The organism is Yonghaparkia sp. Soil809 (genome assembly GCF_001429705.1).
In the GTDB taxonomy this organism is placed as follows: domain Bacteria; phylum Actinomycetota; class Actinomycetes; order Actinomycetales; family Microbacteriaceae; genus Microcella.
This window is the reverse complement of record NZ_LMSV01000002.1, coordinates 433,600-458,188: the sequence shown is the minus strand read 5'-3', so window position 1 is coordinate 458,188 and position 24,589 is coordinate 433,600. Positions and strand designations below refer to the sequence as shown.

Annotated in this window: 21 protein-coding genes; 7 read left to right on the top strand and 14 right to left on the bottom strand. The window is 72.4% G+C overall.

The genetic code is table 11. The features are described from left to right. Positions 1 to 167 precede the first annotated feature (167 nt). Positions 168 to 2,414, top strand: coding sequence for a S9 family peptidase (locus tag ASG83_RS09705; protein WP_156711076.1), 2,247 nt, complete (start codon positions 168 to 170; stop codon positions 2,412 to 2,414). A 30-nt stretch (positions 2,415 to 2,444) separates the two neighbouring features. Here the strand turns inward: ASG83_RS09705 and ASG83_RS09700 are convergent, their stop codons facing one another. Together ASG83_RS09700 and ASG83_RS09695 are read right to left on the bottom strand one after the other, a co-directional pair. Beyond that, the gene (locus tag ASG83_RS09700; protein ID WP_055860555.1) at positions 2,445 to 3,371 is read right to left on the bottom strand and encodes an aldo/keto reductase; all 927 of its coding nucleotides are present in this window, start codon (positions 3,369 to 3,371) and stop codon (positions 2,445 to 2,447) included. A gap of 36 nt (positions 3,372 to 3,407) precedes the next feature. Beyond that, the gene (locus tag ASG83_RS09695) at positions 3,408 to 3,902 is read right to left on the bottom strand and encodes an 8-oxo-dGTP diphosphatase (protein WP_235460213.1); all 495 of its coding nucleotides are present in this window, start codon (positions 3,900 to 3,902) and stop codon (positions 3,408 to 3,410) included. A 49-nt stretch (positions 3,903 to 3,951) separates the two neighbouring features. Here ASG83_RS09695 and ASG83_RS09690 point away from each other — a divergent pair, with 49 nt between their 5' ends. From ASG83_RS09690 to ASG83_RS09680, 3 genes are all read left to right on the top strand, one after another. Continuing rightward, positions 3,952 to 4,665: a Pr6Pr family membrane protein gene (locus ASG83_RS09690; RefSeq protein ID WP_055860551.1), complete on the top strand. Its 714-nt coding sequence runs from the start codon at positions 3,952 to 3,954 to the stop codon at positions 4,663 to 4,665. 1 nt (position 4,666) lies between these two features. Continuing rightward, entirely contained in the window at positions 4,667 to 5,542 is an 876-nt protein-coding gene (locus ASG83_RS09685) for an aminotransferase class IV (RefSeq protein WP_055860548.1), read from the top strand. A 70-nt stretch (positions 5,543 to 5,612) separates the two neighbouring features. Further along, entirely contained in the window at positions 5,613 to 6,938 is a 1,326-nt protein-coding gene (locus tag ASG83_RS09680) for a hypothetical protein (RefSeq protein ID WP_055860545.1), read from the top strand. A gap of 832 nt (positions 6,939 to 7,770) precedes the next feature. Here ASG83_RS09680 and ASG83_RS09670 read toward each other — a convergent pair. The 7 genes from ASG83_RS09670 to ASG83_RS09640 form a co-directional block, all read right to left on the bottom strand. Further along, the gene (locus ASG83_RS09670) at positions 7,771 to 9,903 is read right to left on the bottom strand and encodes a DEAD/DEAH box helicase (protein ID WP_055860539.1); all 2,133 of its coding nucleotides are present in this window, start codon (positions 9,901 to 9,903) and stop codon (positions 7,771 to 7,773) included. A 296-nt stretch (positions 9,904 to 10,199) separates the two neighbouring features. Further along, complete coding sequence (locus ASG83_RS09665; protein ID WP_055860536.1) at positions 10,200 to 11,987, bottom strand: DUF2207 domain-containing protein; 1,788 nt, start codon at positions 11,985 to 11,987, stop codon at positions 10,200 to 10,202. A 26-nt stretch (positions 11,988 to 12,013) separates the two neighbouring features. Further along, on the bottom strand, positions 12,014 to 12,922 hold the full coding sequence (locus ASG83_RS09660) for a glycerophosphodiester phosphodiesterase family protein (protein ID WP_082599196.1): 909 nt from the start codon (positions 12,920 to 12,922) through the stop codon (positions 12,014 to 12,016). A gap of 176 nt (positions 12,923 to 13,098) precedes the next feature. Next, positions 13,099 to 13,506, bottom strand: coding sequence for a hypothetical protein (locus ASG83_RS09655; RefSeq protein ID WP_055860530.1), 408 nt, complete (start codon positions 13,504 to 13,506; stop codon positions 13,099 to 13,101). Positions 13,507 to 13,655: 149 nt separating this feature from the next. Then, a complete protein-coding gene (locus ASG83_RS13360) occupies positions 13,656 to 14,483 on the bottom strand; it encodes a CAP domain-containing protein (protein ID WP_055860527.1) in 828 nt (275 codons plus the stop codon). 22 nt (positions 14,484 to 14,505) lie between these two features. Then, positions 14,506 to 15,975, bottom strand: a complete 1,470-nt coding sequence (locus ASG83_RS09645) for an SDR family oxidoreductase (RefSeq protein WP_055860524.1) — start codon at positions 15,973 to 15,975, stop codon at positions 14,506 to 14,508. A 52-nt stretch (positions 15,976 to 16,027) separates the two neighbouring features. Beyond that, on the bottom strand, positions 16,028 to 16,675 hold the full coding sequence (locus ASG83_RS09640; RefSeq protein ID WP_055860521.1) for a hypothetical protein: 648 nt from the start codon (positions 16,673 to 16,675) through the stop codon (positions 16,028 to 16,030). A gap of 22 nt (positions 16,676 to 16,697) precedes the next feature. Here ASG83_RS09640 and ASG83_RS09635 point away from each other — a divergent pair, with 22 nt between their 5' ends. Beyond that, complete coding sequence (locus ASG83_RS09635) at positions 16,698 to 17,585, top strand: A/G-specific adenine glycosylase (RefSeq protein WP_055860518.1); 888 nt, start codon at positions 16,698 to 16,700, stop codon at positions 17,583 to 17,585. Here the strand turns inward: ASG83_RS09635 and ASG83_RS09630 are convergent. Further along, entirely contained in the window at positions 17,564 to 18,124 is a 561-nt protein-coding gene (locus ASG83_RS09630) for a transcriptional regulator (protein ID WP_055860516.1), read from the bottom strand. The two genes, ASG83_RS09635 and ASG83_RS09630, sit on opposite strands and share 22 nt — an antisense overlap. A gap of 80 nt (positions 18,125 to 18,204) precedes the next feature. Here ASG83_RS09630 and ASG83_RS09625 point away from each other — a divergent pair, with 80 nt between their 5' ends. Then, positions 18,205 to 19,515, top strand: a complete 1,311-nt coding sequence (locus ASG83_RS09625; RefSeq protein ID WP_235460165.1) for an MFS transporter — start codon at positions 18,205 to 18,207, stop codon at positions 19,513 to 19,515. Positions 19,516 to 19,691: 176 nt separating this feature from the next. After that, complete coding sequence (locus ASG83_RS12690) at positions 19,692 to 19,865, top strand: hypothetical protein (protein WP_156376812.1); 174 nt, start codon at positions 19,692 to 19,694, stop codon at positions 19,863 to 19,865. A gap of 48 nt (positions 19,866 to 19,913) precedes the next feature. On the opposite strand, the gene rbfA is transcribed toward ASG83_RS12690, so the two are convergent. The 4 genes from rbfA to nusA form a co-directional block, all read right to left on the bottom strand. After that, complete coding sequence (rbfA, locus tag ASG83_RS09620; protein WP_055860513.1) at positions 19,914 to 20,381, bottom strand: 30S ribosome-binding factor RbfA; 468 nt, start codon at positions 20,379 to 20,381, stop codon at positions 19,914 to 19,916. An 81-nt stretch (positions 20,382 to 20,462) separates the two neighbouring features. Continuing rightward, positions 20,463 to 23,141, bottom strand: a complete 2,679-nt coding sequence (gene infB, locus ASG83_RS09615; RefSeq protein ID WP_055860510.1) for a translation initiation factor IF-2 — start codon at positions 23,139 to 23,141, stop codon at positions 20,463 to 20,465. Positions 23,142 to 23,235: 94 nt separating this feature from the next. Continuing rightward, positions 23,236 to 23,523 (bottom strand): YlxR family protein, encoded by a 288-nt coding sequence (locus tag ASG83_RS12510; RefSeq protein ID WP_082515030.1) that lies wholly within the window; start codon positions 23,521 to 23,523, stop codon positions 23,236 to 23,238. A gap of 51 nt (positions 23,524 to 23,574) precedes the next feature. Beyond that, positions 23,575 to 24,570: a transcription termination factor NusA gene (gene nusA / locus ASG83_RS09610; protein ID WP_055860507.1), complete on the bottom strand. Its 996-nt coding sequence runs from the start codon at positions 24,568 to 24,570 to the stop codon at positions 23,575 to 23,577. Between the last annotated feature and the right edge of the window lie 19 nt (positions 24,571 to 24,589).

The following is a 24,589-nucleotide window of genomic DNA, read 5'->3' as shown; positions in this document are numbered from 1 at the left end:
GCTGAGGCGGTGACGGGTGGTCGTGAAGCAGGCCACGTTAGAGCATGAGCCCAGCATCCGCACCCCCCTTCGGGGGTCAATTCCCAGCCGGCGGCCCCGCGATCGGCGTGAGCGCGCGGATCGGGGCGTAGATGAGAGTTCTCTCACCGCCCGCCTACGCTGGTCGGATGAGCAAGACCTCCACGGCCCCGATCGCCGAGCGCATCCCCCACCGCCGCGAGCACCACGGCGACGTCGTCGTCGACCACTACGAGTGGCTGCGCGACAAGGAGAGCCCCGCGGTGCTCGACCACCTGCGCGCCGAGAACGCCTACAGCGACGCCCGCATGGCGCACCTCGAGCCGCTGCGCGAGCGCATCGTCGCCGAGATCAAGGGCCGCGTTCGAGAGACCGACATGGGCATCCCCGTGCGGGAGGGCGACTGGTGGTACTACGGCCGCACGGTCGAGGGGCTGCAGTACGCCATCCAGTGCCGCGTGCCCGCCGCGCCGATCGACCCCGCGAACCAGCAGGACCCGGTCGCGTGGACTCCCCCGCCGCCGCTCGACGACCCGTCACAGCCGCGCGAGGGCGAGCAGGTCATCCTCGACGCGAACGTCGAGGCCGAGGGCCACGAGTTCTTCAGCCTCGGCTCGCTCGACATCACGCTCGACGGCCGCTTCATGCTCTACGCGACCGACACCGAGGGCGACGAGCGGTACACGCTGCGGATCCGCGACCTCACCACCGGCGAGAACCTGCCGGATGAGATCGCCGAGACCGCGGCCGGCGCGTTCTTCTCCCCCGACGGCCGCTTCGTCCTCTACTGCACGGTCGACGACTCGTGGCGCCCCGACACCGTCTGGCGGCACGCCGTCGGCACGATCGGCGGTGAGGCGGGCGGCGACGTGCGCGTCTTCCACGAGCCCGACGAGTCGTACTGGGTCGGCGCGGGGCTCACGCGCTCGCAGCGCTTCCTGCTCATCGAGGCCTCGAGCTCGATCACGAGCGAGGTGCGCTACCTCGACGCGTCGACGCCCGAGGGCGAGTTCGCGGTCATCCGCCCGCGCGTCGACGGCGTCGAGTACGACGTCGAGCACGCGATCATCGACGGCCGCGACCGCTGGCTCATCACCCACAACGACGGCGCGCCCGACTTCCAGGTCGACTCCGTCCCGATCGAGGCGGGCACCGGGTCGACGGACACCGGGTCAACGGGCACCGAGGCGGCGGATGCTGCGCTCGCCCCGGTCGTGACGCTCGTGCCGCACCTGCCGGGCCGGCGGGTCGAGGGCGTCGACGCCTTCGCAGGCTTCCTCGTGCTCGACTCGCGCCGCGACGGCCTGCCGCGCACGGGCGTCGCGCGGCTCGCGCCGGGCATCCGCGAACAGGACCTCGATTTCGTCGACCTCGAGGTCGGCGACGGGCTCATCTCGATCGGCGCGAGCGGCAACCCCGAGTGGGGTCAGCCGATGCTGCGCGTCGGGTACACGAGCTTCATCGAGCCCGCCACCGTCGCCAACCACGTCGTCGCGACCGGCGAGTGGATCATCCTCAAGCGCCAGCCCGTGCTCGGCGGGTACGAGTCGGCCGACTACGCCGAGCGGCGCGACTGGGCGGTGGCCGACGACGGCACGCGCATCCCGATCTCGCTCGTCTGGAAGCGCGGGCTCGTGCCGGCGCTCGACGGCCCTGGTGCCGAGAGCGAGGCCGCCGAGCCGAGCCCGCTTCTGCTCTACGGCTACGGCTCGTACGAGGCGAGCATGGACCCGGGCTTCTCGATCCCGCGCCTGTCGCTGCTCGATCGCGGCGTCGTGTTCGCGATCGCGCACGTGCGCGGGGGCGGCGAGATGGGCCGCGCCTGGTACGAGAACGGCAAGACGCTCACCAAGACCAACACCTTCACCGATTTCGTCGCGAGCGCCCGGCACCTCATCGACGCCGGGGTCACCGCCCCTGACCGGATCGTCGCCGAGGGCGGCAGCGCGGGAGGGCTGCTCATGGGCGCCGTCGCGAACATCGCGCCGGAGCTCTTCGCGGGCATCCTCGCCGACGTGCCCTTCGTCGATCCGCTCACCTCGATCCTCATGCCCGAGCTGCCGCTCACGGTCATCGAGTGGGACGAGTGGGGCGACCCGCTCCACGACCCCGACGTCTACGCGTACATGAAGGCCTACGCGCCGTACGAGAACGTGACCGAGCAGCCCTACCCGCGCATCCTCGCCGTGACGAGCCTCAACGACACGCGCGTGCTCTACGTCGAGCCCGCGAAGTGGGTCGCGCGGCTGCGCGAGGTCGGCGCCGACGTGCTGCTGCGCTGCGAGATGGAGGCCGGCCACGGCGGGGTCTCGGGCCGGTACTCGGCCTGGAACCAGCGCGCGATCGAGCTGGCGTGGATGCTCGACGTGCTCGGGCGAGCCGACACCGCCCCGTAGGGCGGGGCCGGCCCGCGATCGCGGCGCTCGCTAGGCCGAGGGCGCGGTCGGCGCGCCGACCGCCGCGAGCTCGTCGGCCGTGAGCTCCAGGGCGAACGACTGCAGCAGGTGCGGCAGCTGCTCGACCGTGCGCGCCGACGCGATGGGTGCGCCGATGGTCGGCTGCTGGCGGAGCCAGGCCAGCGCGACGGCCGCGACCGAGACGCCACGGGCATCCGCCACCCGATCGAGGGCGTCGAGCAGCACGAGGTTGCGGGGGTCGTCGAGGAGCTTCGTCGCGTTGCCGGCGCGCGCCGAGTCGACCTCGACGCCCGGGCGGTACTTGCCGGTGAGGAACCCGCCCTGCAGCGCGCCGTAGGGCAGCTCGACGAGGCCGAGCTCGGCGACCGTGCCGCGCAGCGTCGTCTCGTAGTCGCGGCGGACGAGGCTGTAGCCGTCCTGCGCGACCGTGAAGCCCGTCACGCCGAGGTCGGCGGCGACCGCGACGGCGCTGCGGAGGCGCTCGGCGGTGAAGTTCGAGGCGCCGACCGCGCGGATCTTGCCGGCCGTCACGAGCTCGCCGAACGCGGCGACGTACTCCTCCTGCGGCACGGAGTCGTCGTCGCGGTGCGCGTAGTAGAGGTCGAGGTGGTCGGTCTGCAGGCGGCGCAGCGAGTCGTCGACCGCGGCGCGGATGTTGGCCGCCGAGAGGCCGGGGCGGGCCTCGAGCGCGAAGACCTTCGTGTGGATCTCGACGTCGTCGCGGCGCCCGCGGCGGGCGAGCCACTCGCCTAGCACGGTCTCCGACTCGCCGCCGGAGTTGCCGGGCGCCCAGGAGGAGTAGACGTCGGCGGTGTCGATCGCGCGGCCGCCCGCGGCGACGAAGGCGTCGAGCACCGCGAAGCTCTCCTCGCGCGAGCTGGTCCAGCCGAAGGTGTTGCCGCCGAGGACGAGCGGCCCGAAGTCGTGTGCAGTCATGCTGTCGACGCTACCCAGCGCACCTGGAGCCGACGTTCAGGTGCGGCGAGCGCCGGTCCAGTCCTCCGCGACCATCACGTCGCCCTCGCTGAACGTCAGCGTTGCGGCGACATACTCCCCCGCGAGCGCCCGCGCGACCCACCGGCCCGCATCGGCCCACATGCGATCGAACGGGATGCCCGACACCGGGAACCACGCCGGCTCGAGCTCGGCGCTCGTCGTCGCCTCGCCCGAGAAGACGCTCGCGGTGAACACGCGGTGGAGCTGCGAGAGGTGCGGCCGGTCGAGGAACGGGTACGCGATCTCGGCTACGGGCACGAGATCGCGGGCCGCCACCTCGAGGCCGACCTCCTCGCGCACCTCGCGGATGGCGGCATCCACGGCGGTCTCGCCCGGCTCGAGCTTGCCGCCGGGGGCGACGAGCCGGTCGATGCCGAGGCCCGTGCGCTTGCGGCCGAGCAGCACCTCGGTGCGCGGCCCGTCAGGGGTCGCGACCTCGCGCGTCACATAGACGGCGGCGACCTCGAACATCGGCACGGCGCCAGCCTAAGCCGGCGGTGCGGGTTGATAGCGTGTCGGCGTGACGACGACGTCTTCCCCCGCGCCCTCCGCCGACCCGCGCCCCGGCGCCGCCGAGCCGACCCCGAGCGCGGTGATCCTGCGCCTGCGCCGCATCGCGGGCGTCCTGAGCCTCGTCGCCGGGGTGAGCGTCCTCGCGAGCATCGTCTGGCAGGTGAGCGACCAGGTCGCGGCCGGGCGATTCGAGCCGACCGAGTACTTCGCGTACTTCACGATCCAGACGGCGCTCATCAACATCGTCGTGCTCATCGTCGGCGGAGTTCTCGCCTTCCGCACGCCGATCGACACTCCGCTTTACGCGGCCATCCGCGCGAGCGTGTTCGCGTACGCGGTCGTCACGGGCGTCGTGTACAACCTGCTGCTGCGCGGCATCCCGAACGACGACGGCTACATCGCGCCGCCGTGGCCGAACGAGAACCTGCACGTGTGGATCCCGATCTACATCGCCCTCGACTGGCTGCTCAACCCGTCGCGCCCCCGCCTGCGCTGGAGCACCATGGGGCTCGCGGTGAGCTTCCCGCTCATCTGGGTCGGCGTGACGATGGTGCGCGGCGCGCTCACCGGCTGGTACCCGTACCCGTTTCTCGAGCCGTACGGCCCCGCGGGCGTGCCGGGCGTCGCGCAGTACGTCGTCGGCATCGCGGTGCTCATCATCGCGCTCGCCGCCCTCGCCGTGGTCATCACGCGCGTCCACCACCGCGTGGCGCGGCGCTGACATGGCGACGCACGAGCACCTGATCCTCGTCGAGCACGACGTCGAGGGGCACGCCACCGGCTGGGTCACGGCCCACCCCGACCTCCCGCAGGTTCGCGTGACCGACGTCGCCGCGACGCGCGGCGACGGCGTCTTCGAGACGATCAGCATCGGCAGCGGGCACCCGCAGGCCCTCGCCGCCCACCTGGAGCGCTTCGCGCGGTCGGCGCGCATGCTCGACCTGCCCGAGCCCGACCCGACCGTGTGGGCGGATGCCGTGCGCGCGCTCGCGGACCTGCTGGCCGATCATGAGGAGGCCTGGGTGAAGACCGTCCTCACGCGAGGCGTCGAGGGCCAGCCGATGCCGACCGGGTGGGCGTACGCGACGATCTCGGCCGACTTCCGGCGCGAGCGGACGGACGGGATCGACGTCGTCCTGCTGGATCGCGGGCTGCGCAGCGACGCGGCCACGACATCCCCCTGGCTGCTCGCCGGAGCGAAGACGCTCTCCTACGCGGTGAACCGGGCGGCCGCTCGGGAGGCGGCGCGACGCGGGGCGGACGACGCGCTGTTCGTCTCGAGCGACGGGCTGCTGCTCGAGGGGCCGACGTCGACGCTCGTCGTGCGCCGCGGGACGGAGCTGCTGACGCCGCCCGCCGCCCTCGGAATCCTTCCGGGCACGACGCAGGTCGACCTGTTCGCGGCGGCTCCGGAGTGGGGGCTGGAGGGACGCGTGGCGACCCTCACGGCCGCGGATCTCGCCGCCGCCGACTCGGCGTGGCTCGTGTCGAGCGTGCGGCACGCGGCGCCCATCCGATCGATCGACGGCGTCGAGCGCGCGATCGACTCGGAGCTCTCCGCAGCGATGAACGGGTTCCTCCGGCGCCGGCTGCGCTGAGCCGGCCGGGCCTGGGAGTCCTCGGGACGTTCCTCGCCGTCCCGGAGCCCACGCGCGTAGGGTGGCGGATATGAGCAGCAGTCTGGAGTGCCTGACCGACTGGATGACCCGGCAGCGCTGGTACGCCGGCAAGGGCCGCGTTCCGAACCTCGTCGAGGTGACACGCGAGGTCTGGCCGACCGATGAGCCCGAGGCTCGCGTGATCGTGCTCATCCTTCGCGACCTGGCGAACAACCCGCCCTCGCTCTATCACGTGCCGCTCGTCGCCCGGAGGACGATCCCGAAGGGCGCTGGGCCTCACCTGATCGGCCGCGACTCGGACGACGACTACCTCTTCGACGGCGCGTACGACCCCGCGTACACCTCGGCGCTGCTGAAGCGCATGCACATCCACCGCAGCGATCGTCGCGCGCGCGTGCACGGCGGCGAGCAGTCGAACACGTCGATCATCTTCGACCAGGGCGGCGAGGCGCCGCTCGTGGCGAAGGTCTTCCGGCTCGTGCACACGGGCGAGAACCCGGACGTGACCCTGCCGTCGGCGCTCACGTCGCGCGGGTACCGGCAGGTGCCGCGCATGCTCGGCTCGATCACGGGCTACTGGAACGACCCGTACCACGGCGATCGCACGGCGATGGGGCATCTGGCGTTCGCGCAGGAGTTCGTGACCGATGCGACCGACGGGTGGGAGCTCGCGCTCGCGTCGGCCGCCGCGGGCGAGGATTTCAGCGCCGAGGCGGAGCGCCTGGGCCGCACGACCGCGGAGGTGCACACGGGGCTCGCGGAGGCGATGCCGACGCGCGATGCGACCCTCGGCGACATCGTGGGCTTCGTGGCGAACTGGCACCACCGGCTGTCGGTCGCGACCTCCGATGTGCCGGCGCTGCGCGCGCTGCGCCCTGCGATCGAGGCGGTGTACGACGCGGCGCAGGATGCGCCGTGGCCGCAGCTGCAGCGCATCCACGGCGATTTCCATCTCGGGCAGGCGCTGCGTCGCTCGACGGGCGAGTGGGTGCTCGTCGACTTCGAGGGCGAGCCGCTGCGCCCGCTCGACGAGCGCAACCGGGTCGACTCGCCACTGCGCGACGTGGCTGGGATGCTGCGCTCGTTCGATTACGTCGTGGGCGCGCGTCGCAACACCGCGGCGGATGCCGCGGCTCGCGACGCCGTCGACCCCGAGTGGGCGCACCGCTGCCGCCGGGCCTTCCTCGACGGGTACATCGCCCAGTCCGGCACGGATCTCCGAGCCCACCGCGCCCTCCTCGACGCGTTCGAGCTCGACAAGGCCGTCTACGAGGCGATGTACGAGGCGCGCAACCGCCCCACGTGGCTGCCGATCCCGCTCGCGGCGGTCGAGCACCTCGTCAGCTCGGACCGAGCAAGCGCCCGCCCCGCCTGAGCCTGCGCGCGTTCACCTGAGCGCCCGCACACGACCGTCGACTTCGGCACACTCACGATGTGGAGGAGTGACGTAATCCGTTTTCGTCACTCCTCCACATCGTGAGTGCGGCGCGCGGGATTGCTGTTTCCGCAGGCCCTCGCGTCAGCGCACCGGCCGAAGAGGCATGGTGCCGGTCATGGATCTCACATCGTGGATCGCGCCTCCAGGTGTTCGCCGGCTGACGGCCGACTGGTTCGAGGCGACGGCGGAATTCGATGAGGATCAGCTGCTCGACGCCTCTCCGTTCTCGGGGATGGTGGCGCCTCGCGATACGCGCCTTCCGCACGAGCGGCTGCTCGACCACCACGGCGGCATCGTCGCCACTGCGGAGCTGCTGAAGGCCGGCGTCGACGAGATGAGCATCCGGATGCTGCTCGGCAAGAGGCGGCTCGTGAGGCTGCGCAAGGGCTGGTACGGGCGGCCGAACCTCCCCACCGACGCCGCTCGGGCGTGGCGGATCGGCGGCCCGCTCGCGTGCGTGAGCGCCCTCGTGCATCACGGCGTTCTCGACCCCGCAGTTCTTCGGGTCGACGACGGTCTGCATGTCGCCGTGCGCCAGAACACCTCGCGTCGGCCGAGCACGCTCACGATCGCGACATACCCCTTCGAGGACCGCGCGGCTGCCCCGCCGATCCTCCACTGGAGCACGCGCGACTTCCACAGCGGCGATCGCGCCGCCGTCAGCATCCGTGCCGCGCTCGAGCAGGCACGGCACTGCCGGCCCCTGCTCGCCNGCAGCAGCAGCAGCAGCAGCAGCAGCAGCAGCAGCAGCAGCAGCAGCAGCAAAGACCTAGCGGCTCAGCGCCTCCGTCAGCATCGCGATGAGCGCCTGCAGCTGCACCGTGCCCTCCTGCGAGAGCACCTCGTCCGATCCGTCGAGCGCGCGCGCCGCGAGGCCCGCCTTCGAGTCGATGAGGTCGGCGATGCGCGCGTCGATCGTCTGCGCCGCGAGGATGCGCCAGGCGGTGACGGGCAGCTCCTGACCGATGCGGTGCACGCGGTCGATCGCCTGCGTCTGCTCGGCCGAGGTCCACGAGAGCTCCGCGAGGACGACGTTGGACGCCGCCTGAAGGTTCAGCCCCACGCCCGCCGCCGACAGCGAGCAGACGATGACCGCGACATCCTCATCGTTCGTGAACGCGTCGATCGCCTCCTGACGCGCCTTCGTCGACTGATCGCCGCGCACGCTCACCGACTTCAGCCCCGCCGACGCGAAGTGCGCCTCGGCGGCATCCATGACATCGATGTGCTTGGCGAAGAACACGACCTTGCCGACGTTGCGCGCCAGCTGCGCCGTGTAGTCGGCCGCGAGCACCGCCTTCGCCGTGCCGATGCGGCGCACGAGCGTGAACACGTTGTCGCCGTTGGTCGAGCCCTTCGACTCCTCGAGCTCCGACTGCGCGACGAGGCGCACGAGCTCGGCGTCGACGCCGACCGGAAGCACCTCGCGCGCCGCCGCCACTCGGCGGTAGCGCTCCACGAGACGGGCGATGAGCGCGCGCTCGGAGTCGCGGATCGAGCGACCGTACTCGTCATCGAGCTCGACCGGGATGTCGGCGATGCGGCGAGCGGGGATGTCGGAGGCGACATCCACCTTCTTGCGCCGCACGATGCCCATGTCGATGACGCAGCGACGCGCCTCGGCGAAGAAGCCCGGGTCGACGGGTGTGAGGCCCGTCTCCTCCAGTTTCACCATGAGCTCGCCCAGCGGCTTCTTGTCGTCGATCCAGCCCAGGAACTTCCAGATCATCCGGAAATCCTCGATCTGGTTGATGAGCGGCGTGCCCGTGAGCGCCATCATGAGCGCCTTCGGCGTGACCGCGCGGATGCTCGTCGCGAGAGCCTGCACGTGGCGCGAGCGCTGCGAGGTCGCGTTCTTGATGAAGTGCGCCTCGTCGACGACCATGCCCTTGAAGCCGAACCGGCCGAGCCAGCCGACGTGACGGTCGAGGATCTCGTAGTTGACGATGATGACGTCGGCGAACGCGTCGAGGTCGTCGCCGTCGCCGTGGACGACCGTCGACGAGCGCTGCGGGATCCAGCGCTGCACCTCACGCGCCCAGTTCGTCTTCACGACGTTCGGCACCACGACCAAGAGCGGGAACGCCTGCGCGACGTTCGCCGCCATGAGCGCCTGCGCCGTCTTGCCGAGGCCCGGCTCGTCCGCGAGCAGGAACGAGCGGTGACCCGCGCGCACCGCCTCGATGAGCCGCGCCTGGTGACGCATGAGCTCCATGCCGCCCGGAGTCACGAGCGAGCCCGCCTCCGGCAGATCCATCGACGCGGCCTGACCGCCCGCGCCGTACTCGAACGACCGGAACAGCGGTTCGATGAGCTCCCAGTTCGACAGGCGCGCCGTCTGCGGCTTCGGCAGCGCCGCGAGGGCCGAGAAGTCGGGGGCGAGGAAGGGGTTCGCGAGCTGCGCGCGCTTCACCGACGTCGGCAGCACCTGCTTCGCGACCTCCGGCTTCACCGGTGCGGGCTCGGTGATGATGATGAGGTCGTCCGGCTCGAGCTCGGCCCCGGAGGCCAGCAGCATGTCGCGACGCATGAGCTTGGCGGCGTCCGACACCTTGGCCTCGGGCGCGAGAAGCTGGATGAGCGTCGTGTCGCGCGCGGCCGTCTTCGCCATGATGCCGGCGAGGCCGTCGAGACGCTTGAGCACCTCGGCGCGCTCGCCCTCGGGCACCTCGCGGTCCTCCTTGACGCGCGCGCGCTCCTCGCGCACGAGCAGGGCGGCGACCTGGAACTTGGTGCGGTTCGACGGGCTCACCTTGCCGCCGCGCTCGGCGGCGTTCTCCACCTCGCGCACCGCGCGGGCGAGGATCGGGATGATGCCCTGCTCGTCGAGCGGGCGACGGCGACGGGTCGGTGAACCGCCCTTGCGCTGGGACGACTTGACACGCTGGCCGGACTGGGCCATGCCCCTCCTCGGGAACGCGCGGCACGAGGACCGCGGGGATGCTGTGGTGCGTGGGCGGGGCATCCGGACCTCGAAGGAGCATCCGTCTGCGGAACCGCCATCGGCACCCGTGATGAACCGGTGTGCAGTGGCCCCGCCGGTGTGCTCGGGGCCGGTGCCTCCGCGCCCTGACCCGGTCGAGAACGACGCGGTGGGCTCGGGAAGCTGAGAGCAGTCTACGCCTCCCGACGGCGCAACGCAGGCACCATTCTGAGAAAACCCCGACAGACGGGTGGATGCGGCCGCGGCCGCGCGGCTCAGACCCCGCCGCCGCCTCCCCCTCCTCCGCCGCCGCCGGAGGAGCCGCCGCCGCTCGAGCCGCCCGACGAGCTCGTGCCCGAGTAGCTCGACGACACGCGGGAGGACACCGTGCTGATGCCGGAGGAGAACGCGGCGGCCGAGAACGCCGACCGCCCCGAGTACCACGAGGGCTGATGCTGCTCGTCGTAGAAGCGGCCGAGCAGCTCCGCCCACTGCTTCTCGTGGCCGAGCAGCACGGCCCAGGGCAGGAGGCGCTCCGTCAGCCGCAGCGCCTCGTCGCGGTCCTGCACGTCGACCCGGTCGCGCAGGGCGCCCTCCGGCGACTGGAGCACGCGCATCCGGTCGGCCTCGGCGAGCTCGATGTACTGCTCGAGACCGCGGATGTGATCGCGGAGCTCGGCGCCCGACGCCGTCAGCGGCGAGCGCCACAGGCACACGCCCGTGACGATGAGGAGGCCGATCGCGACGGCGATGAGGACGCCGGGGAGCGCCCCGCCCCTGCCCTCGTCGCTGACGAGGATCCCGGTCACGAACGCCGTGATGACGGCGGCGAGCCCGAGCGCGGGGAGCCCCGCGGAGTGCCTCGGCGGGATCGTCGTGCGCCATCCGCGCGATCGTGCATCGGATCCGATCGTCGCGACGAGAGCGGCGATCCGGCTGCCGACGGTCGTGTCGGAGTTCTTCAGCGTGCGCTCGGAGCCAGGGGCGAGGGCGGGCCCGAAGAATGCGGCGAGGAGCTGCGACTCCCGATCGGCCAGCCCCGCGGCCGACTCGAGCCGCAGCCGCCACTGCGAGCGCAGGGAGAACCGCGCATCCACCTCGATGACGGTGATCGCGCGTCGCACCGCGAGGTCGATCAGCTGGCTCGCGACTGCGCGGCTCTGGCGGCGGACGAGCCCCGCGCCCTCGAGCAGCGTGACGCCCTTCGGGGGCAGGTACTCGGCGACGAGGACGGGGCGGCCCGTCGCATCTCGGTACCGCGTTGCGCGCAGGACGAGGGACCGGACGGCGATCGCGAGAAGCGCCAGCAGCGCGACCAGCTGCACCCACGCGGCGGGGCTCGCGAGGTACGAGCGGTCGAACAGCCGGAAGGTGCCGGGCTCGAAGCCGAGCGCGATCGTCGCCGTCTGGTACGGCAGGAGCCCGTCGGCCTGCACCGACACGACCTCCCCCTCGCGCTCGATCGGGCACGTCTCGGTCGAGCCGGCGTCGCCGCGATAGCAGGCGAGCGCGCCGGGGATGAGCGCGTCGGCGAGGCCGTCCTCCAGCACGACGCGGCCGCGGACCTGCGCGAACGGCTGCGCCCAGTCGGTGCCCGTGAGGTTCCAGTAGAACTCCTCGGCGCCGGTGTCGTCGAAAGCGTCGACGACGTCGCGCTGTGTGTAGGTGATGACGTACGTCTGCAGGCCGCGCACGTACCGCCCCTCCGGCACGGCGGCGATGACGTCGACGACGCCGGAGTCCTCCTCGACCGAGTAGGGCCGCCCGATGCCGTTCTCGTCGGTCACGCTCACGACCTCGAGCGCGGTCGTGCGCCCCTGGTACTGGGCGGGCAGCGAGCGGCGGATCCCGCGGTTCTGGTCGAACTCGGGGAACCGCGCGACGAAGGTCTCCACGGTGGTGAGCTCGGCTCTGCCCTCGTCATCGACTCCGAGCCGATACTCGACGTCGAAGGAGTCGAAGGTGAAGTCGTCGACGCTCGCCGCGAGCGGTGCGGCGACCGCGGGCGGCGACCCGAGCATCGCCGTCACGAGCACCGCGGCGAGGAGGGCGAGAGCGCGCATGCGATGACGCTAGCGCCGAACGACGCTCACGTGCCGGGCGCGGTCTCGGCGAGCCAGCCGTCGAGGGCGCTGGGCTCATCGGTGATGACGCCGTCGACGCCGTGCGCCAGGGCCTCGCCCCAGCTCTCCTGCGAGTTGAGCGTGTAGAGCATGATGCCCAGGCCCGCCTCGTGCATCGCGTCGACGACCTCCGGCCGGGAGCGCACCTCCGCGAGGCGCGTCATGACCGCCGCCGCCCCGTAGTAGTGGGCGAGCCGCACCGGGTCGGCGGGCAGCGTGTGCCGCAGCACGACGCGCGGCAGGTTCGGCGCCGCGCGCGCGAGGTGGTGCAGCGTGCCGATCTCGAAGCTCGCGAACACGATCCTGTCCTGCACGCCGGCGGCGTAGATCTCGCTCACGACGGGCTCGAGCTCGTCCTCCGTCCAGATGCCCTTGAGCTCGACGAGCGCCTTCTTGCGCGAGATCTGGAAGACGTCGACGAAGTCGTCGAAGTGCGGGATGCGCGTGCCCGCCCACTCCGGCGCGTACCAGGAGCCGGCGTCCAGAGTCTGAAGCTCGGCCCACGTGCGCTCCGCGACGAGCCCGGTGCCGGTCGTCGTGCGCTCGAGGGTCTCATCGTGGATGATCACCGGCTCGCCGTCGAGGGTCTTCTGCACGTCGAGCTCGACGAACTCCATGCTCGAGTCGAGCGCGGCCTGGATGGCGGGGATCGTATTCTCGGGCGCGCTCGCGCGGTCGCCGCGGTGGCCGGCGATGAAGGCGGGCTGGCCCGGCTCGCGCAGCGTGCCCCACATGTTGGCGGCGTGGACGGTGGCCGCGTCGTGATCGACGACCATGACGAGGACGAGAGCGAGCGACGCGGCGGCCGAGAGGGTCATCCGCCGCACGGAGTACGGCCGAGGAGTGCCGCGATCGGGCATTCGCGCTGTCGTCATCGACGTCGCTCCGTGGGTCGGGGAGCCTGCCTCGGTGCAGGGTTCCGCCACACTATCCCATCCGTTACCGTTTCGTGACCTGAATCGTGATCGCGTGTTCGCACGCTGCACAGGACGACGCCCGCCGCGCGATGCGGGTCGCGCGACGGGCGTCGTCGGTTCGGGGCGGATGCCCGCTAGATGCGATCGCGCCGGTCGCGGTCGCGCGTCGCCGCGTACGCGATAGCGGCCACGAGCGCGATGCCCAGCACCACGAGCAGCACGGTCGACCAGAGCGGGAAGCCGTCGTCGTCATCGGTCTCGACGACGTCGTCCCCATCATCGACGGGCTCGTCGGGAGCCTCCTCGGACGGCTCGTCGGCGGGCTCCTCCTCGGCTGGCTCCTCGCTCGACTCCTCGCTCGGCTCGTCGCTCGGCTCGGGCGAGGCCGAGAGCGACGAGATCCCGCCAGGGCCCTCGCTGGCCGAGGCCGCCGCGCCGCTCGCCACGACGCCCAGCAGGGCGAGGAGCAGGCCGAGCAGGCCCGCGAGGATGAGGGCGCGGACGCCCGTGGAGGGTTCTCGGTGTGAAACGGTGCGCATCATGTCGTCCTCCTTGGACGCCGTCGTCTCCGGATCGGTGACCTCCCTGGTAGGGCGGCCTGCGAGCGATGCTCGCGCACGCGGCACGGCGCGGCGATGCGGTTGACAGCGGCACCGGCCGGGGCTACGACCGCGCGACGCTGACCTCGCGGCTACGACTGCGCAGCGCCTCGGCGGCGGAGGAGGAGCACCGCGGCAGCAGCGGCGGCGGCGAGGAGCACCGCGAGCGCGATGAGTCCGACCGCCATCGCGCCGCTCGAGGCGGCATCCTCCGGGTCGGACACGGGGCTTGCGCTCGGCTCCGCGCTCGGCGAGGGCTCGCGCGTGCCGCTCGGGGCGGGCGTCGCGCTCGGCGACGGAAGGAGCGTCGGAGCACGCGAGGGCTCGGGGTCGATGACGCTCGGCTGCGGGTCGGGCGAGGCGGCCGCAGCGGGCGGAGCGGGCGCCGGTTGCGCCGGGGCGGGCTGCGCGGGGGCGGGCGCCGAGTACGGCGGAAGGGACGCCCCGTAGCGCGCGAAGACCTGCACGCCCCACGTCGACCCGCCGGCGGAGAGGAACGCGATTCCGACGTCGGTGAAGTCGCCGAGCATGTTGGCGCGGTGGCCGGAGGAGCCCCACCAGCCCTGGTGCATGGCCTCACCGCTCGGGTAGCCGCGCGCGACGTTCTCCCCGATGAAGCTCCACCCGCCGGGGATCCGGCTGCCGAGCGACTGGTTGTGCGAGAGCGCGCCCGACGCGGCCATCGCCTGCGCCCACTCGAGCGCGACGGCGTCGAGCGCCGCCATGCGCTCGAGCGAGGAACGGCCCTCGCCGTTGCGCGCCTGGTTCAGGAGCGAGAAGAGCACCCCGCTCTCGTCGGCGTGCGCGGGCTGCGGCGCGGCGATCAGTGAGCCGAACAGACCCAGCACGAGGGCGAATGCGACGAGGAGTGCGGAGCGCGTGCGCGGAGCATCCGCCCCCGGAATCGTCACCAGCCGCATGGCGAGCCCCCTCGCGACGCCGTCAGCGTCGGACCGGGCGGCCCGAGACGGCGGTCTTCGCCATCGAGGATGCCATACCGGCGAAGATCACGTCGTGGAACGGTGCGATCGCGAACCAGTACAGGCGCCCGCCGAGCCCGGAGGGGAAGAAGACCGCGCGCTGCCGGAGAGTCGACCCGCCGCCGGCGCGTGGGAGGACGGTGAACTCGAGCCAGGCGCGGCCCGGGACCTTCATCTCCGCCCGCAGACGCAGGAATCGGCCCCGGTCGATCTGCTCGACGCGCCAGAAGTCGAGCGCGTCCCCGGGGGCCAGGCGGTCCGGGTCGCGACGGCCGCGACGCAGTCCGACGCCGCCGACGAGCTTGTCGAGCCAGCCTCGCGCGGCCCACGCGACGGGCAGCGAGTACCACCCGTTGTCGCCGCCGATGCCCTCGACGACCGCCCACAGCGCCTCCGGCGGCGCGGGCGTGTCGAGCTCGCGCAGGTCGGTGTAGACGGTGTGGCCGCTCCAGTCGGGGTCGCTCGGCAGCAGGTCGCTCGGCGCGCCCTGCACGGCGGCGTTGCGCCAGCTCGTCTCGACCTCGCCCTCGCGCATCTTCGCGAGCGCGTACCGCACGGCGAGCCGGTAGCCCGTGAGTCCGCCGGGCGGCGGCGCGATGACGGCGTCGATGTCGTGCTCGCGCATGACGGCGTCGTACTGCAGGCTCGAGATGATCGGCACGGCGAGGGCGCGCGGGATGGGCGTGACGAGGTTGACCCACTGGCTCGCGAGGTACGGCGTGAGCACCGGGAGGCTCGCGATCGGTCGCTGCTTGAGCCCCGCCTCGACCGCGTACCCGTTCATCATCTGGCCGTAGCGCAGCACGTCAGGGCCGCCGATGTCGAAGGCGCGGTTGACGCTCGAGGGCAGCGTCGCCGACTCGATCAGGTAGTGGAGGACGTCGCGCACGGCGATCGGCTGGATGAAGTTGCGCACCCACTTCGGCGCCGGCATGTACGGCAGCACCTCGGTCAGGTGCCGGATCATCTCGAAGCTCGCCGAGCCCGACCCGATGACGACGCCCGCCTGGAGCGCGATCGTCGGCACGCCGCTGCCGAGCAGGATCTCGCCGACCTCCTTGCGGCTGCGCAGGTGGCGCGAGAGGGGGCCGTCGGGGTGGAGCCCGCCGAGGTAGACGATGCGCCCGACGCCCGCCGCCGTCGCCTCGGTCGCGACGGTGCGCGCGATGCGCTGCTCGGTCTCCTCGAAGTCCCCCGAGCTCGCCATGGAGTGCACGAGGTAGTAGAGGACGTCGATGCCCGACACCGCGGCGCGCACGTCGTCGTCGCGCTGCAGGTCGCCCGTCGCGACCTCGACCTCGTCGCCCCACGGCACCTCGCGCAGCCGCTCGGGGTCGCGCACGAAGACGCGGACGTCGTGGCCCGCCTCGAGCAGTCGGGGCACGAGCCGCCCGCCGATGTAGCCGGTCGCTCCGGTGACGAGTACGCGCATGCGCCCACGCTAGGCGGCGAGGCTGAGTGCCCTCGGTGCCGCGCGGGCGGCCTCAGCAGAAGTCGTCGAAGACCTGGCGCGGGTTCGCGGCATCGCTGTTGTCGATGACGATCGTCGCCGCCCGGCGCGGGTTCGCCTCCGTCTGGTACAGGTACTGCCCCTCGCTGTACCGCGCTGCGCGGCTGCCGTCGCCGTCGCGCGCCAGGAGGCGCGCATCGCGCACCTCGGGCGGGACGTCGAGCCAGATCGACCGGTTCCAGAGGCCACGCAGCTCGGGCTGATGGAGGAAGATGCCGTCGATCAGGAGGACGGCATGATCGGGGATGCCCCGCTCGCGCACCTCGAGGGGCGCATCGTGCCCGTGGTCGAACACGCCGAGCGCGACCGATTCCGCCCCCGACCGGAACGGCTCCACGAGCGCCGCCCGGAGCGCGGCGACGTCGATCGAGTCGCGGTAGTACCCCTCCGCCGAGTCGCGACCCCGCGCGTGCCGCTCGGCTCTCGGCCGCAGGAAGTCGTCGAGCGTCGCGCGCAGCACATGCACGCCCCGCTCGCGCAGCACCGCCGCCCACGCGTCGGCGAACGTCGTCTTGCCGGCGCCGTCGACGCCGTCGATCGCGACGAGCGCGCGCCCGCGGGGGTGCGCGGCCTGCAGGTCGTCGGCCAGCTGCTCCAGGAGGGCGCGTCGGGTCTCGCTCATCGCGCCAGCCTAGGCTTGCCCCGTGACGGCCGCCGAGTCCTCCCCCAGCGCGCGCGTCATCCCGTGGTTCCTCGCGAACGCTCGGCCCCTGCCATGGCGCGCGCCGGGCTTCTCGCCGTGGGGCGTGCTCGTGAGCGAGATCATGCTGCAGCAGACCCCGGTCGCGCGCGTCATCCCGCGGCTCGAGCAGTGGCTCGCGCGCTGGCCCAGCCCCGACGCGCTCGCGAGCGACTCCCCCGCCGAGGCGGTGCGCGCCTGGGATCGCCTCGGCTACCCCCGCCGCGCCCTCAACCTGCACGCCGCGGCGGTCGCGATCAGCGAGCGGCACGGCGGCGAGGTGCCCTCCGACGTGGATGCCCTGCTCGCCCTCCCCGGCATCGGCGACTACACGGCGCGCGCCGTCGCGAGCTTCGCCTTCGGGGTCAGGGCGCCCGTCGTCGACGTCAACACGCGCCGCGTCATCGCGCGCGCGATCCACGGCCGGGGCGCGGCCGGCCCGGCCCGCACCCGCGCGGATCTCGCCGACATGGAGGCCCTCCTCCCCGACGACGCCGCGGATGCCCGGCTCATGAACGCCGGACTCATGGAGCTCGGCCAGGTCGTGTGCGTCGCCCGCACCCCCCGCTGCGACACGTGCCCCCTCGCCGCGCTGTGCGCCTGGCGCGCGGCCGGCTACCCCGACTACGACGGGCCGCGCGCGCCGCGGCAGGCGCGCTTCGAGGGCAGCGACCGCCAGGTGCGCGGCCTCATCATGCGCGAGCTGCGCCACGCGGACGGGCCGGTCCCGGCGGAGATCCTCGACGGGGTCTGGGCGGATGCCGTGCAGCGCGAGCGCGCCCTGGCCGGCCTGCTCGCCGACGGCCTCGCGACCGGCTCGCGCGAGGAGGGCTACGCGCTCCCCGGCTCCTGACGGCGCTCGGGCCGCGCCTCCGGCTCCGGCCGCTCCGCCGGCCGGTCCGCCGGTCGTTCCTCCGGGTGCCCGGCGATGAACAGGCTCGAGAGCTCGCCGTCGTCGTCGGGCGAGCCGTGGAACTCGAGCACGAGGTCGACGAGCCGGCGCTGCAGCTCCTCCAGCCGCTCGGGGCGCAGCTTGAAGCCCATGCGCACCATGAAGAGCTCGTCGAGGTCGCGCCCCTCGATCTCCTCGAGGAAGGTGCGAATGAGGAGGTCTCCGGTGCCGTCGGTCGGGGCATCCCACGACGTGCCCGTCGCGCGGTACGGGATCTCCACGCTCCCGCGCCGCCCGGGGCGCCCCTCCTCCGCGGCGAGGAAGCCCGTGTCGACGAGCGTGCGCACGTGGTGCAGGCTCGTCCCGGGGTTGAGGCCGAACTGCACGGCGATCTCGCGGTTCGAGTGGGACTCGTACAGGCAGTAGCGGAGGATGCGGAGCCGCAGCGGCGACGACAGGGCGCGCCTCGCCGCCCGATCGCGGGCATCCTCGCTGCTCATGGCGGCCACGGTAGTGCGTCGGCGGGCGCGCGGGAAGAACCGATTGACACTTCTCAATCGGTGGCGGCAGACTGGCCGCTGTGAGCTCCGAGACCCCCGCGACCGCCCCCGCTCCCCCGGCCCCTCCCGACGCCGCGCGGACGCTGTGGCGACGCCCGAACTTCCTGCGGTTCTGGGGAGGCGAGGCGGGAGCCCAGCTGGGCAGCGAGCTCGGGTTCCTCGCGATGCCCGTGCTCGCGATCGTGCTGCTCGGCGCCGACGAGGTCGAGGTCGGCCTGCTCGGCGCGGCGGGAACGCTCGCCTTCCTCGTCGTCGGCCTCCCCGCCGGCGCGTGGATCGACCGGGCCCGCAAGCGCCCCATCATGATGCGCGCGAACGCGGTGCGCGTGGTCGCCTTCGCCGCCGTGCCGCTGCTGTGGTGGGCGGGAGTGCTCGAGGTCTGGCACCTCATCCTGTTCGCCGTCGTCGTCGGCGTCGCGACCGTCTTCTTCGACATCGCCTACCAGAGCTACATCCCCGTGCTCGTGCCGCGCGAGCGCATCGCCGACGCGAACGGCAAGCTCGAGTCGACCGCGCAGCTCGCGGGCGTCGGCGGGCCCGCGCTCGGCGGTCTGCTGCTCACGATCGTGCAGGCGCCCGTGCTCCTCGCCGCGACGGCCGCGACCTACCTGGGCTCGTTCATCATGCTCGCGACCGTGCGCGACGACGAGGTCGCGCGCCCGAAGGAGGACCGCCGCCCGCTGCGCGTCGAGATCGCCGAGGGGCTGCGCTTCGTCTTCGGCAACCGGCTGCTGCGCGCGATCACGCTCTGCACCGCGTCGACGAACTTCTTCGCCACGATCGGGCTCACGATGCTGCCCCTCCTCGTGCTGCGCGACCTCGGGCTGGGCCCCGAGATCTTCGGCATCGCCACCGCCGTCGGCGCGATCGGCGGCATCGTCGGCGCGATCGTCGCGGCGCGACTGAGCGCGCTCATCGGCGAGGGCACGATCATCCCTGTCGCGGCCCTGCTCGGCGTCGTCGGCCTCATCCCGATCGTGCTCATGCCGCTCCTGCCTGCCGCGGCCATCCCCCTGCTCATTCTCGGTCAGGCGCTCAGCGCGATCGCCGTGCTCGTCTACAACATCGCGCAGGTGAGCTTCCGCCAGCGCATCTGCCCCCTGCCGCTGCTCGGGCGCATGAACGCGTCGATCCGGTTCGTCGTGTGGGGAGTCATGCCGATCGCCGGCGTGCTCTCCGGCGTCCTCGCCGCCCAGCTCGGCATCGCGACGACCCTGCAGATCGCGCTCGTCGGCATGCTCCTCGGCTCGGGGTTCGTCGTGCTCTCACCGCTGCTGCGCATGCGCCGGCTGCCGGAATCGGCCGACGAGCACGCGGCGAGCGTCGCCTGAGACCTGACGGACGACGCGACCCGACGGACGACGCGACCCGACCGCAGCCCGTACCCCTCGCGCGCGTCGCGCAGGCGATCATCAGCGACAATGATCAGGATGCTCGTGAGCGGCTCACCGCTCCCCCGACCACCCCGCCCTCGCGCTCGAGGGCCGCACCGCACGAGGAGTCCGCGATGACGCTGCCCGGCACCCCCACCCCCTCCGAGTCGACGCAGAGGGTCGGCGTGCTCGAAGGCGCCCTGCTGGGCGTGCTCGGCATCATGGGCGCGCTCATCATCGGCGGCTCGCTCGTCGTCATGGTCGCCTCGCTCGTTCTCGGCGGGAGCGCGCTCGAGATCTCCGAGTAGGCGGGTCCGTCTCCGGAGCAGGGCCGCCTCCGGGGCCGTGCGCGCGGCTCAGCGCGCCGCGGGCTCCTCGTCGAGGTCGTCGTCGTCCTCGTCGAACTCGCGCGGCTTGACGTAGGGGTCGGGGTCGCCGGCGTACTCGGCGGAGGCGGCCTCCGCCTCCGTCCGGGCATCCCGCTCGCGCGCCTCGCGCAGCAGCGCCTCGATGGCCGCGGCGTTCTCGGGCACCCCGTCGAGGATGAACTCGAGCGACGGCGTGAGCCGTGTGTTCAGGTTGCGCCCGACCTCGGTGCGGAGCATCCCCGTCGCCGCCTTGAGCGCCGCGGCCGTATCGGCGCGCTCCTCATCGGTGCCGTAGACGGTGTAGAAGACGCTCGCGTGCTGGAGGTCGCCCGTCACCTGGACCGCCGTGATCGTCGCGAACCCCATGCGGGGGTCGCGGATGCCGCGCTCGAGGCGCTTGGCGATGACCTCGTGGATGCGGTCGGCGACCTTGCGGACGCGGGGGCTCTCACCCATGTCTTCTTCCCCTTGCTGGTGGTGCGGGTAGTGGGACGGGCCCCCGCCTCGCGTGGAGGCGGGGGCCCGTGGCCGGCGTCATCAGACGCGCGGCTTCTCCTTCATCTCGATCGTCTCGATCTCGTCGCCGATCTGGATGTCGTTGAACTTGCCCAGGCCGATACCGGCCTCGAAGTCCGTGCGGACCTCGGTGACGTCGTCCTTGAACCGGCGCAGCGACTCGATCGCGAGGTTGTCGCCGACGACGACGCCCTCGCGGATGACGCGCGCCTTGGCGTTGCGCGTGATCGTTCCCGACCGCACGATGACACCGGCGATGTTGCCGAACTTCGACGAGCGGAAGATCTCGCGGATCTCGGCGACACCCGACTGGACCTCCTCGAACTCGGGCTTGAGCATGCCCTTGAGCGAGTTCTCGATCTCCTCGAGCGCGGCGTAGATGACCGAGTAGAACCGGATGTCGACGCCCTCGCGCTGAGCGCGCTCGCGCGCCTTCGTGTCGGGCCGGACGTTGAAGCCCACGATGATCGCGTTGTCGATCGTCGCGAGGTTGACGTCGCTCTCGGTCACGGCACCCACACCGCGGTGGATGATGCGCAGCTGCACGCTGTCGTCGACCTCGATCTTGAGCAGGGCCTCCTCGAGCGCCTCGACGGCACCGGAGACATCACCCTTGATGATGAGGTTGAGCGACTCGACCTTGCCGTCCTCGAGGGCCTTGGTGAAGTCCTCCAGGCTGATGCGCTTGCGCGCCTTGGCGAGCGAGGCGTTGCGCTCGGCAGCCTCGCGCTTCTCGGCGATCTGTCGGGCCGTGCGGTCGTCGTCCGTGACGATGAAGGTGTCGCCGGCGCGCGGAACGCTCGACAGACCCTGCACCTGCACGGGACGCGAGGGGTAGGCCTCGTCGACCTTCTCGCCGTTCTCGTCCGTCATCGCCCGCACGCGGCCGTAGGCCGTGCCCGCGACGATCGGGTCGCCGACGCGCAGCGTTCCCGCCTGGATGAGCACGGTGGCGACCGAGCCGCGACCCTTGTCGAGTCGGGCCTCGATCGCGACGCCGCGGGCGTCGCGGGCCGGGTTGGCGCGCAGGTCGAGCCCGGCATCCGCCGTCAGGAGAACGGCGTCGAGAAGCTCGGTGATGCCCTTCTTCTGCAGCGCCGAGACGTCGACGAACATCGTGTCGCCGCCGTACTCCTCGGCGACCAGACCGAACTCGGTGAGCTGCTGGCGCACCTTGGCGGGGTTGGCCCCCTCCTTGTCGACCTTGTTGACCGCGACGACGATCGGGACGCCGGCGGCCTGGGCGTGGTTGAGCGCCTCCACCGTCTGCGGCATGATGCCGTCGTCGGCCGCGACCACGAGGATCGCGACGTCGGTCACCTGCGCACCACGGGCGCGCATGGCGGTGAACGCCTCGTGACCCGGGGTGTCGATGAAGGTGATGGCGCGCTCGATCTCCTCGTGCTCCGTCCAGACCTGGTACGCACCGATGTGCTGCGTGATGCCACCGGCCTCGCCCGCGACGACGTTCGCCTCGCGGATCGCGTCGAGCAGCTTGGTCTTTCCGTGGTCGACGTGGCCCATGACGGTGACCACGGGCGGACGGATGACGAGGTCCTCCTCGTCGTCGACCTCGTCGAGGTCGATGTCGAAGCCCTCCAGGAGCTCCTTGTCCTCGTCCTCGGGCGAGACGATCTCGATGCGCCAGCCCAGCTCGGCGCCGAGCACCTCGAAGGTCGCGCCGTCGAGCGACTCCGTCGCCGTGGCCATCTCACCGAGGTGGAACAGCACGGTCACGAGGTTGCCCGGAGGGCAGTTCATGCCGCTGATGGTCTCGAGCTTGTCGGCGAAGTCGGTGATCGAGGCGCCCTGGCGCAGACGGACCACCGTCTTGCCGTCGCCGCGGGGAACGCTGACGCCGCCGACCGACGGCGCCTCCCGCATCTCGAACTCCTGCCGCTTCGTCCGCTTCGACTTGCGAGCCTTGCTCTTGCCGCCGCCACGACCGAAGGCGCCCGCCGTGCCGCCGCCGGGGCCGCGACCGCGACCGCCGCCACCGGGCCGGGGGCCGCTGAAGCCGCCGCCGGGAGCGCCGCCGGGGCGCTGGAAGCCGCCGCCACCGGCGCCGCCGGGACGACCGGGGCCGCCCGTGCGCGCCTGGAACGGCGCGTTGGTGCGCGGGGCACCGGGGCGCGGCGACCCGGGACGCGGGGCGCCGGGACGCGGGGCGCCCGGGCGCGGGGCCGTCGGACGCGGGATCGCGCCGCCGCCGGGGCGGGGCATTCCCTGCGTCGACGAGAAGGGGTTGTTGCCCGGGCGGGGCTGGCCGGGGCGGGCCATGCCCTGCTGCGAGGCGAAGGGGTTGTTGCCCGGGCGCGGGGCGCCAGGAGCCGCGGGACCGGCCGGCTTCGCGTCGGCGGGCTTCGCCTCCGCCTGCGGGGCGTCGGCGGGCGCGGCCTCAGCCGCGGGGGCCGCCGGGGCGGCCGGCGCGACGGGCGCCGCGGGAGCGGGCGCCGCCGGGGCCTCGGCCTCGGGCGCCTTGGGGGCCGCGGGGGTCGCCGGCTTGGCCGCGGGCTTCGCGGCGGGCGCGGCAGCGGCCTTGGTCGCGGTCACACCGGCGGCCTCGAGCGCCTGGCGCAGCTTGCGCGCCACGGGGGGCTCGATCGTCGACGACGGTCCCTTGACGAACTCGCCGAGCTCCTTGAGCTTCTCGAGGGCGACCTTGCTTTCGATGCCGAGCTCGCTCGCGATCTCGTGCACGCGTGGTTTTCCAGCCACAATTCTCCTGTCTGGGGTCCGCTCCCAGGCAGGGGCGGACCGTTAGGGGTTGACGAAACTCATTTCGAGTCGCTCATTAGTTGTCCAAGAGCCGATCAGCCTGTTCTCTCGTGGATCCGTCGGATCCGATGTGCGTCAGAACCGGCCCCGCGTCGAGCGGACCAGCGACACGGAGCGCGCGAGCCCATGCTCGCCGCGCAGTCGCGGTTTCGACGCAGTCGCGGGTGCGATGCACCCACGCGCCCCGACCCGGCAAGCGGCTCAGGGCATCCGGCTCGACCGCTCCATCGCGAGCCACCACCCTCAGTAGCGAGAAGCGGGAAGCGCGCCGACGGCAGCCGATGCACGTTCTGACGGGATCCATACTACCCCCTCGCCCCTCGATCGCCCGAGCCGGGCGTGTCGCGCGCGGCGATCAGTCCTCCATCACGGAGTCGGGCTGGATGTCGATCTTGGCGCCGGTCAGCTTCGCGGCCAGACGGGCGTTCTGCCCCTCCTTGCCGATCGCGAGGGACAGCTGGTAGTCGGGGACGAGCGCGCGGACGGCCTTCGTCGCCGGGTCGATGACGAAGGCGTCGGTCACCTTCGCCGGCGAGAGGGCGTTCTTCACGAACGTCGCGAGGTCGTCGGAGTGGTCGACGATGTCGATCTTCTCGTTGCCCAGCTCGGCGGTCACGGCCCGCACGCGCTGACCGAGCTCGCCGATGCACGCGCCCTTGGCGTTGACGCCCGGCTCGGTCGCGCGGACGGCGATCTTGGTGCGGTGGCCGGCCTCGCGCGCGAGCGCCGTGATCTCGACGACGCCGCTCGCGATCTCCGGCACCTCGAGGGCGAACAGGCGCCGCACGAGCGAGGGGTGCGTGCGGCTCACGGTGATCGACGGGCCCTTGAGCCCGCGCGAGACGCTCGTGACGTAGACGCGGATGCGCTGGCCGTGCGGGTACTCCTCGCCAGGCACCTGCTCCTCGGGCGGGAGGATCGCCTCGATCGCGCCGAGGTCGATGTGCACCATGCGGGGGTTCGGGCCCTGCTGGATGACGCCGGCGATGATGTCGCCCTCGCGCCCCTTGAACTCGCCGAGCACCTTGTCGTCGCCGATGTCGCGCAGGCGCTGGTTGATGACCTGCTTGGCGGCGAACGCGGCGATGCGGCCGAAGTCGTCGGGGCTGTCAGGAGCCTCGCCGACGAGCGCGCCCTCCTCGTCGAACTCGGGCGCGTACACCGTGACGTGCCCGGTCTTGCGGTCGAGCTCGACGCGGGGCTGCGGCTGGTCGGAGCCGCGCTGATCGGGCTGATCGGTGTGCTTGAGGTAGGCCGTGAGGATCGCCTGCTCGATGATCTGCACGAGCTCCTCGAACGGGATCTCCCGCTCGCGCTCCATCATCCTCAGGACTGCCAGGTCGATGTCCACGTGGGGTACCTCCGCTATT

What these genes read in the sequence shown, in the direction of transcription:
- ASG83_RS09705 (WP_156711076.1), top strand. Translation starts at nt 168, where the DNA reads ATGAGCAAGACCTCCACGGCCCCGATCGCCGAGCGCATCCCCCACCGC.
- ASG83_RS09700 (WP_055860555.1), bottom strand. Translation starts at nt 3,371, where the DNA reads ATGACTGCACACGACTTCGGGCCGCTCGTCCTCGGCGGCAACACCTTC.
- ASG83_RS09695 (WP_235460213.1), bottom strand. Translation starts at nt 3,902, where the DNA reads ATGTTCGAGGTCGCCGCCGTCTATGTGACGCGCGAGGTCGCGACCCCT.
- ASG83_RS09685 (WP_055860548.1), top strand. Translation starts at nt 4,667, where the DNA reads ATGGCGACGCACGAGCACCTGATCCTCGTCGAGCACGACGTCGAGGGG.
- ASG83_RS09680 (WP_055860545.1), top strand. Translation starts at nt 5,613, where the DNA reads ATGAGCAGCAGTCTGGAGTGCCTGACCGACTGGATGACCCGGCAGCGC.
- ASG83_RS09670 (WP_055860539.1), bottom strand. Translation starts at nt 9,903, where the DNA reads ATGGCCCAGTCCGGCCAGCGTGTCAAGTCGTCCCAGCGCAAGGGCGGT.
- ASG83_RS09665 (WP_055860536.1), bottom strand. Translation starts at nt 11,987, where the DNA reads ATGCGCGCTCTCGCCCTCCTCGCCGCGGTGCTCGTGACGGCGATGCTC.
- ASG83_RS09660 (WP_082599196.1), bottom strand. Translation starts at nt 12,922, where the DNA reads ATGACGACAGCGCGAATGCCCGATCGCGGCACTCCTCGGCCGTACTCC.
- ASG83_RS09655 (WP_055860530.1), bottom strand. Translation starts at nt 13,506, where the DNA reads ATGATGCGCACCGTTTCACACCGAGAACCCTCCACGGGCGTCCGCGCC.
- ASG83_RS13360 (WP_055860527.1), bottom strand. Translation starts at nt 14,483, where the DNA reads ATGCGGCTGGTGACGATTCCGGGGGCGGATGCTCCGCGCACGCGCTCC.
- ASG83_RS09645 (WP_055860524.1), bottom strand. Translation starts at nt 15,975, where the DNA reads ATGCGCGTACTCGTCACCGGAGCGACCGGCTACATCGGCGGGCGGCTC.
- ASG83_RS09640 (WP_055860521.1), bottom strand. Translation starts at nt 16,675, where the DNA reads ATGAGCGAGACCCGACGCGCCCTCCTGGAGCAGCTGGCCGACGACCTG.
- ASG83_RS09630 (WP_055860516.1), bottom strand. Translation starts at nt 18,124, where the DNA reads ATGAGCAGCGAGGATGCCCGCGATCGGGCGGCGAGGCGCGCCCTGTCG.
- ASG83_RS12690 (WP_156376812.1), top strand. Translation starts at nt 19,692, where the DNA reads ATGACGCTGCCCGGCACCCCCACCCCCTCCGAGTCGACGCAGAGGGTC.
- rbfA (WP_055860513.1), bottom strand. Translation starts at nt 20,381, where the DNA reads ATGGGTGAGAGCCCCCGCGTCCGCAAGGTCGCCGACCGCATCCACGAG.
- ASG83_RS12510 (WP_082515030.1), bottom strand. Translation starts at nt 23,523, where the DNA reads ATGGATCCCGTCAGAACGTGCATCGGCTGCCGTCGGCGCGCTTCCCGC.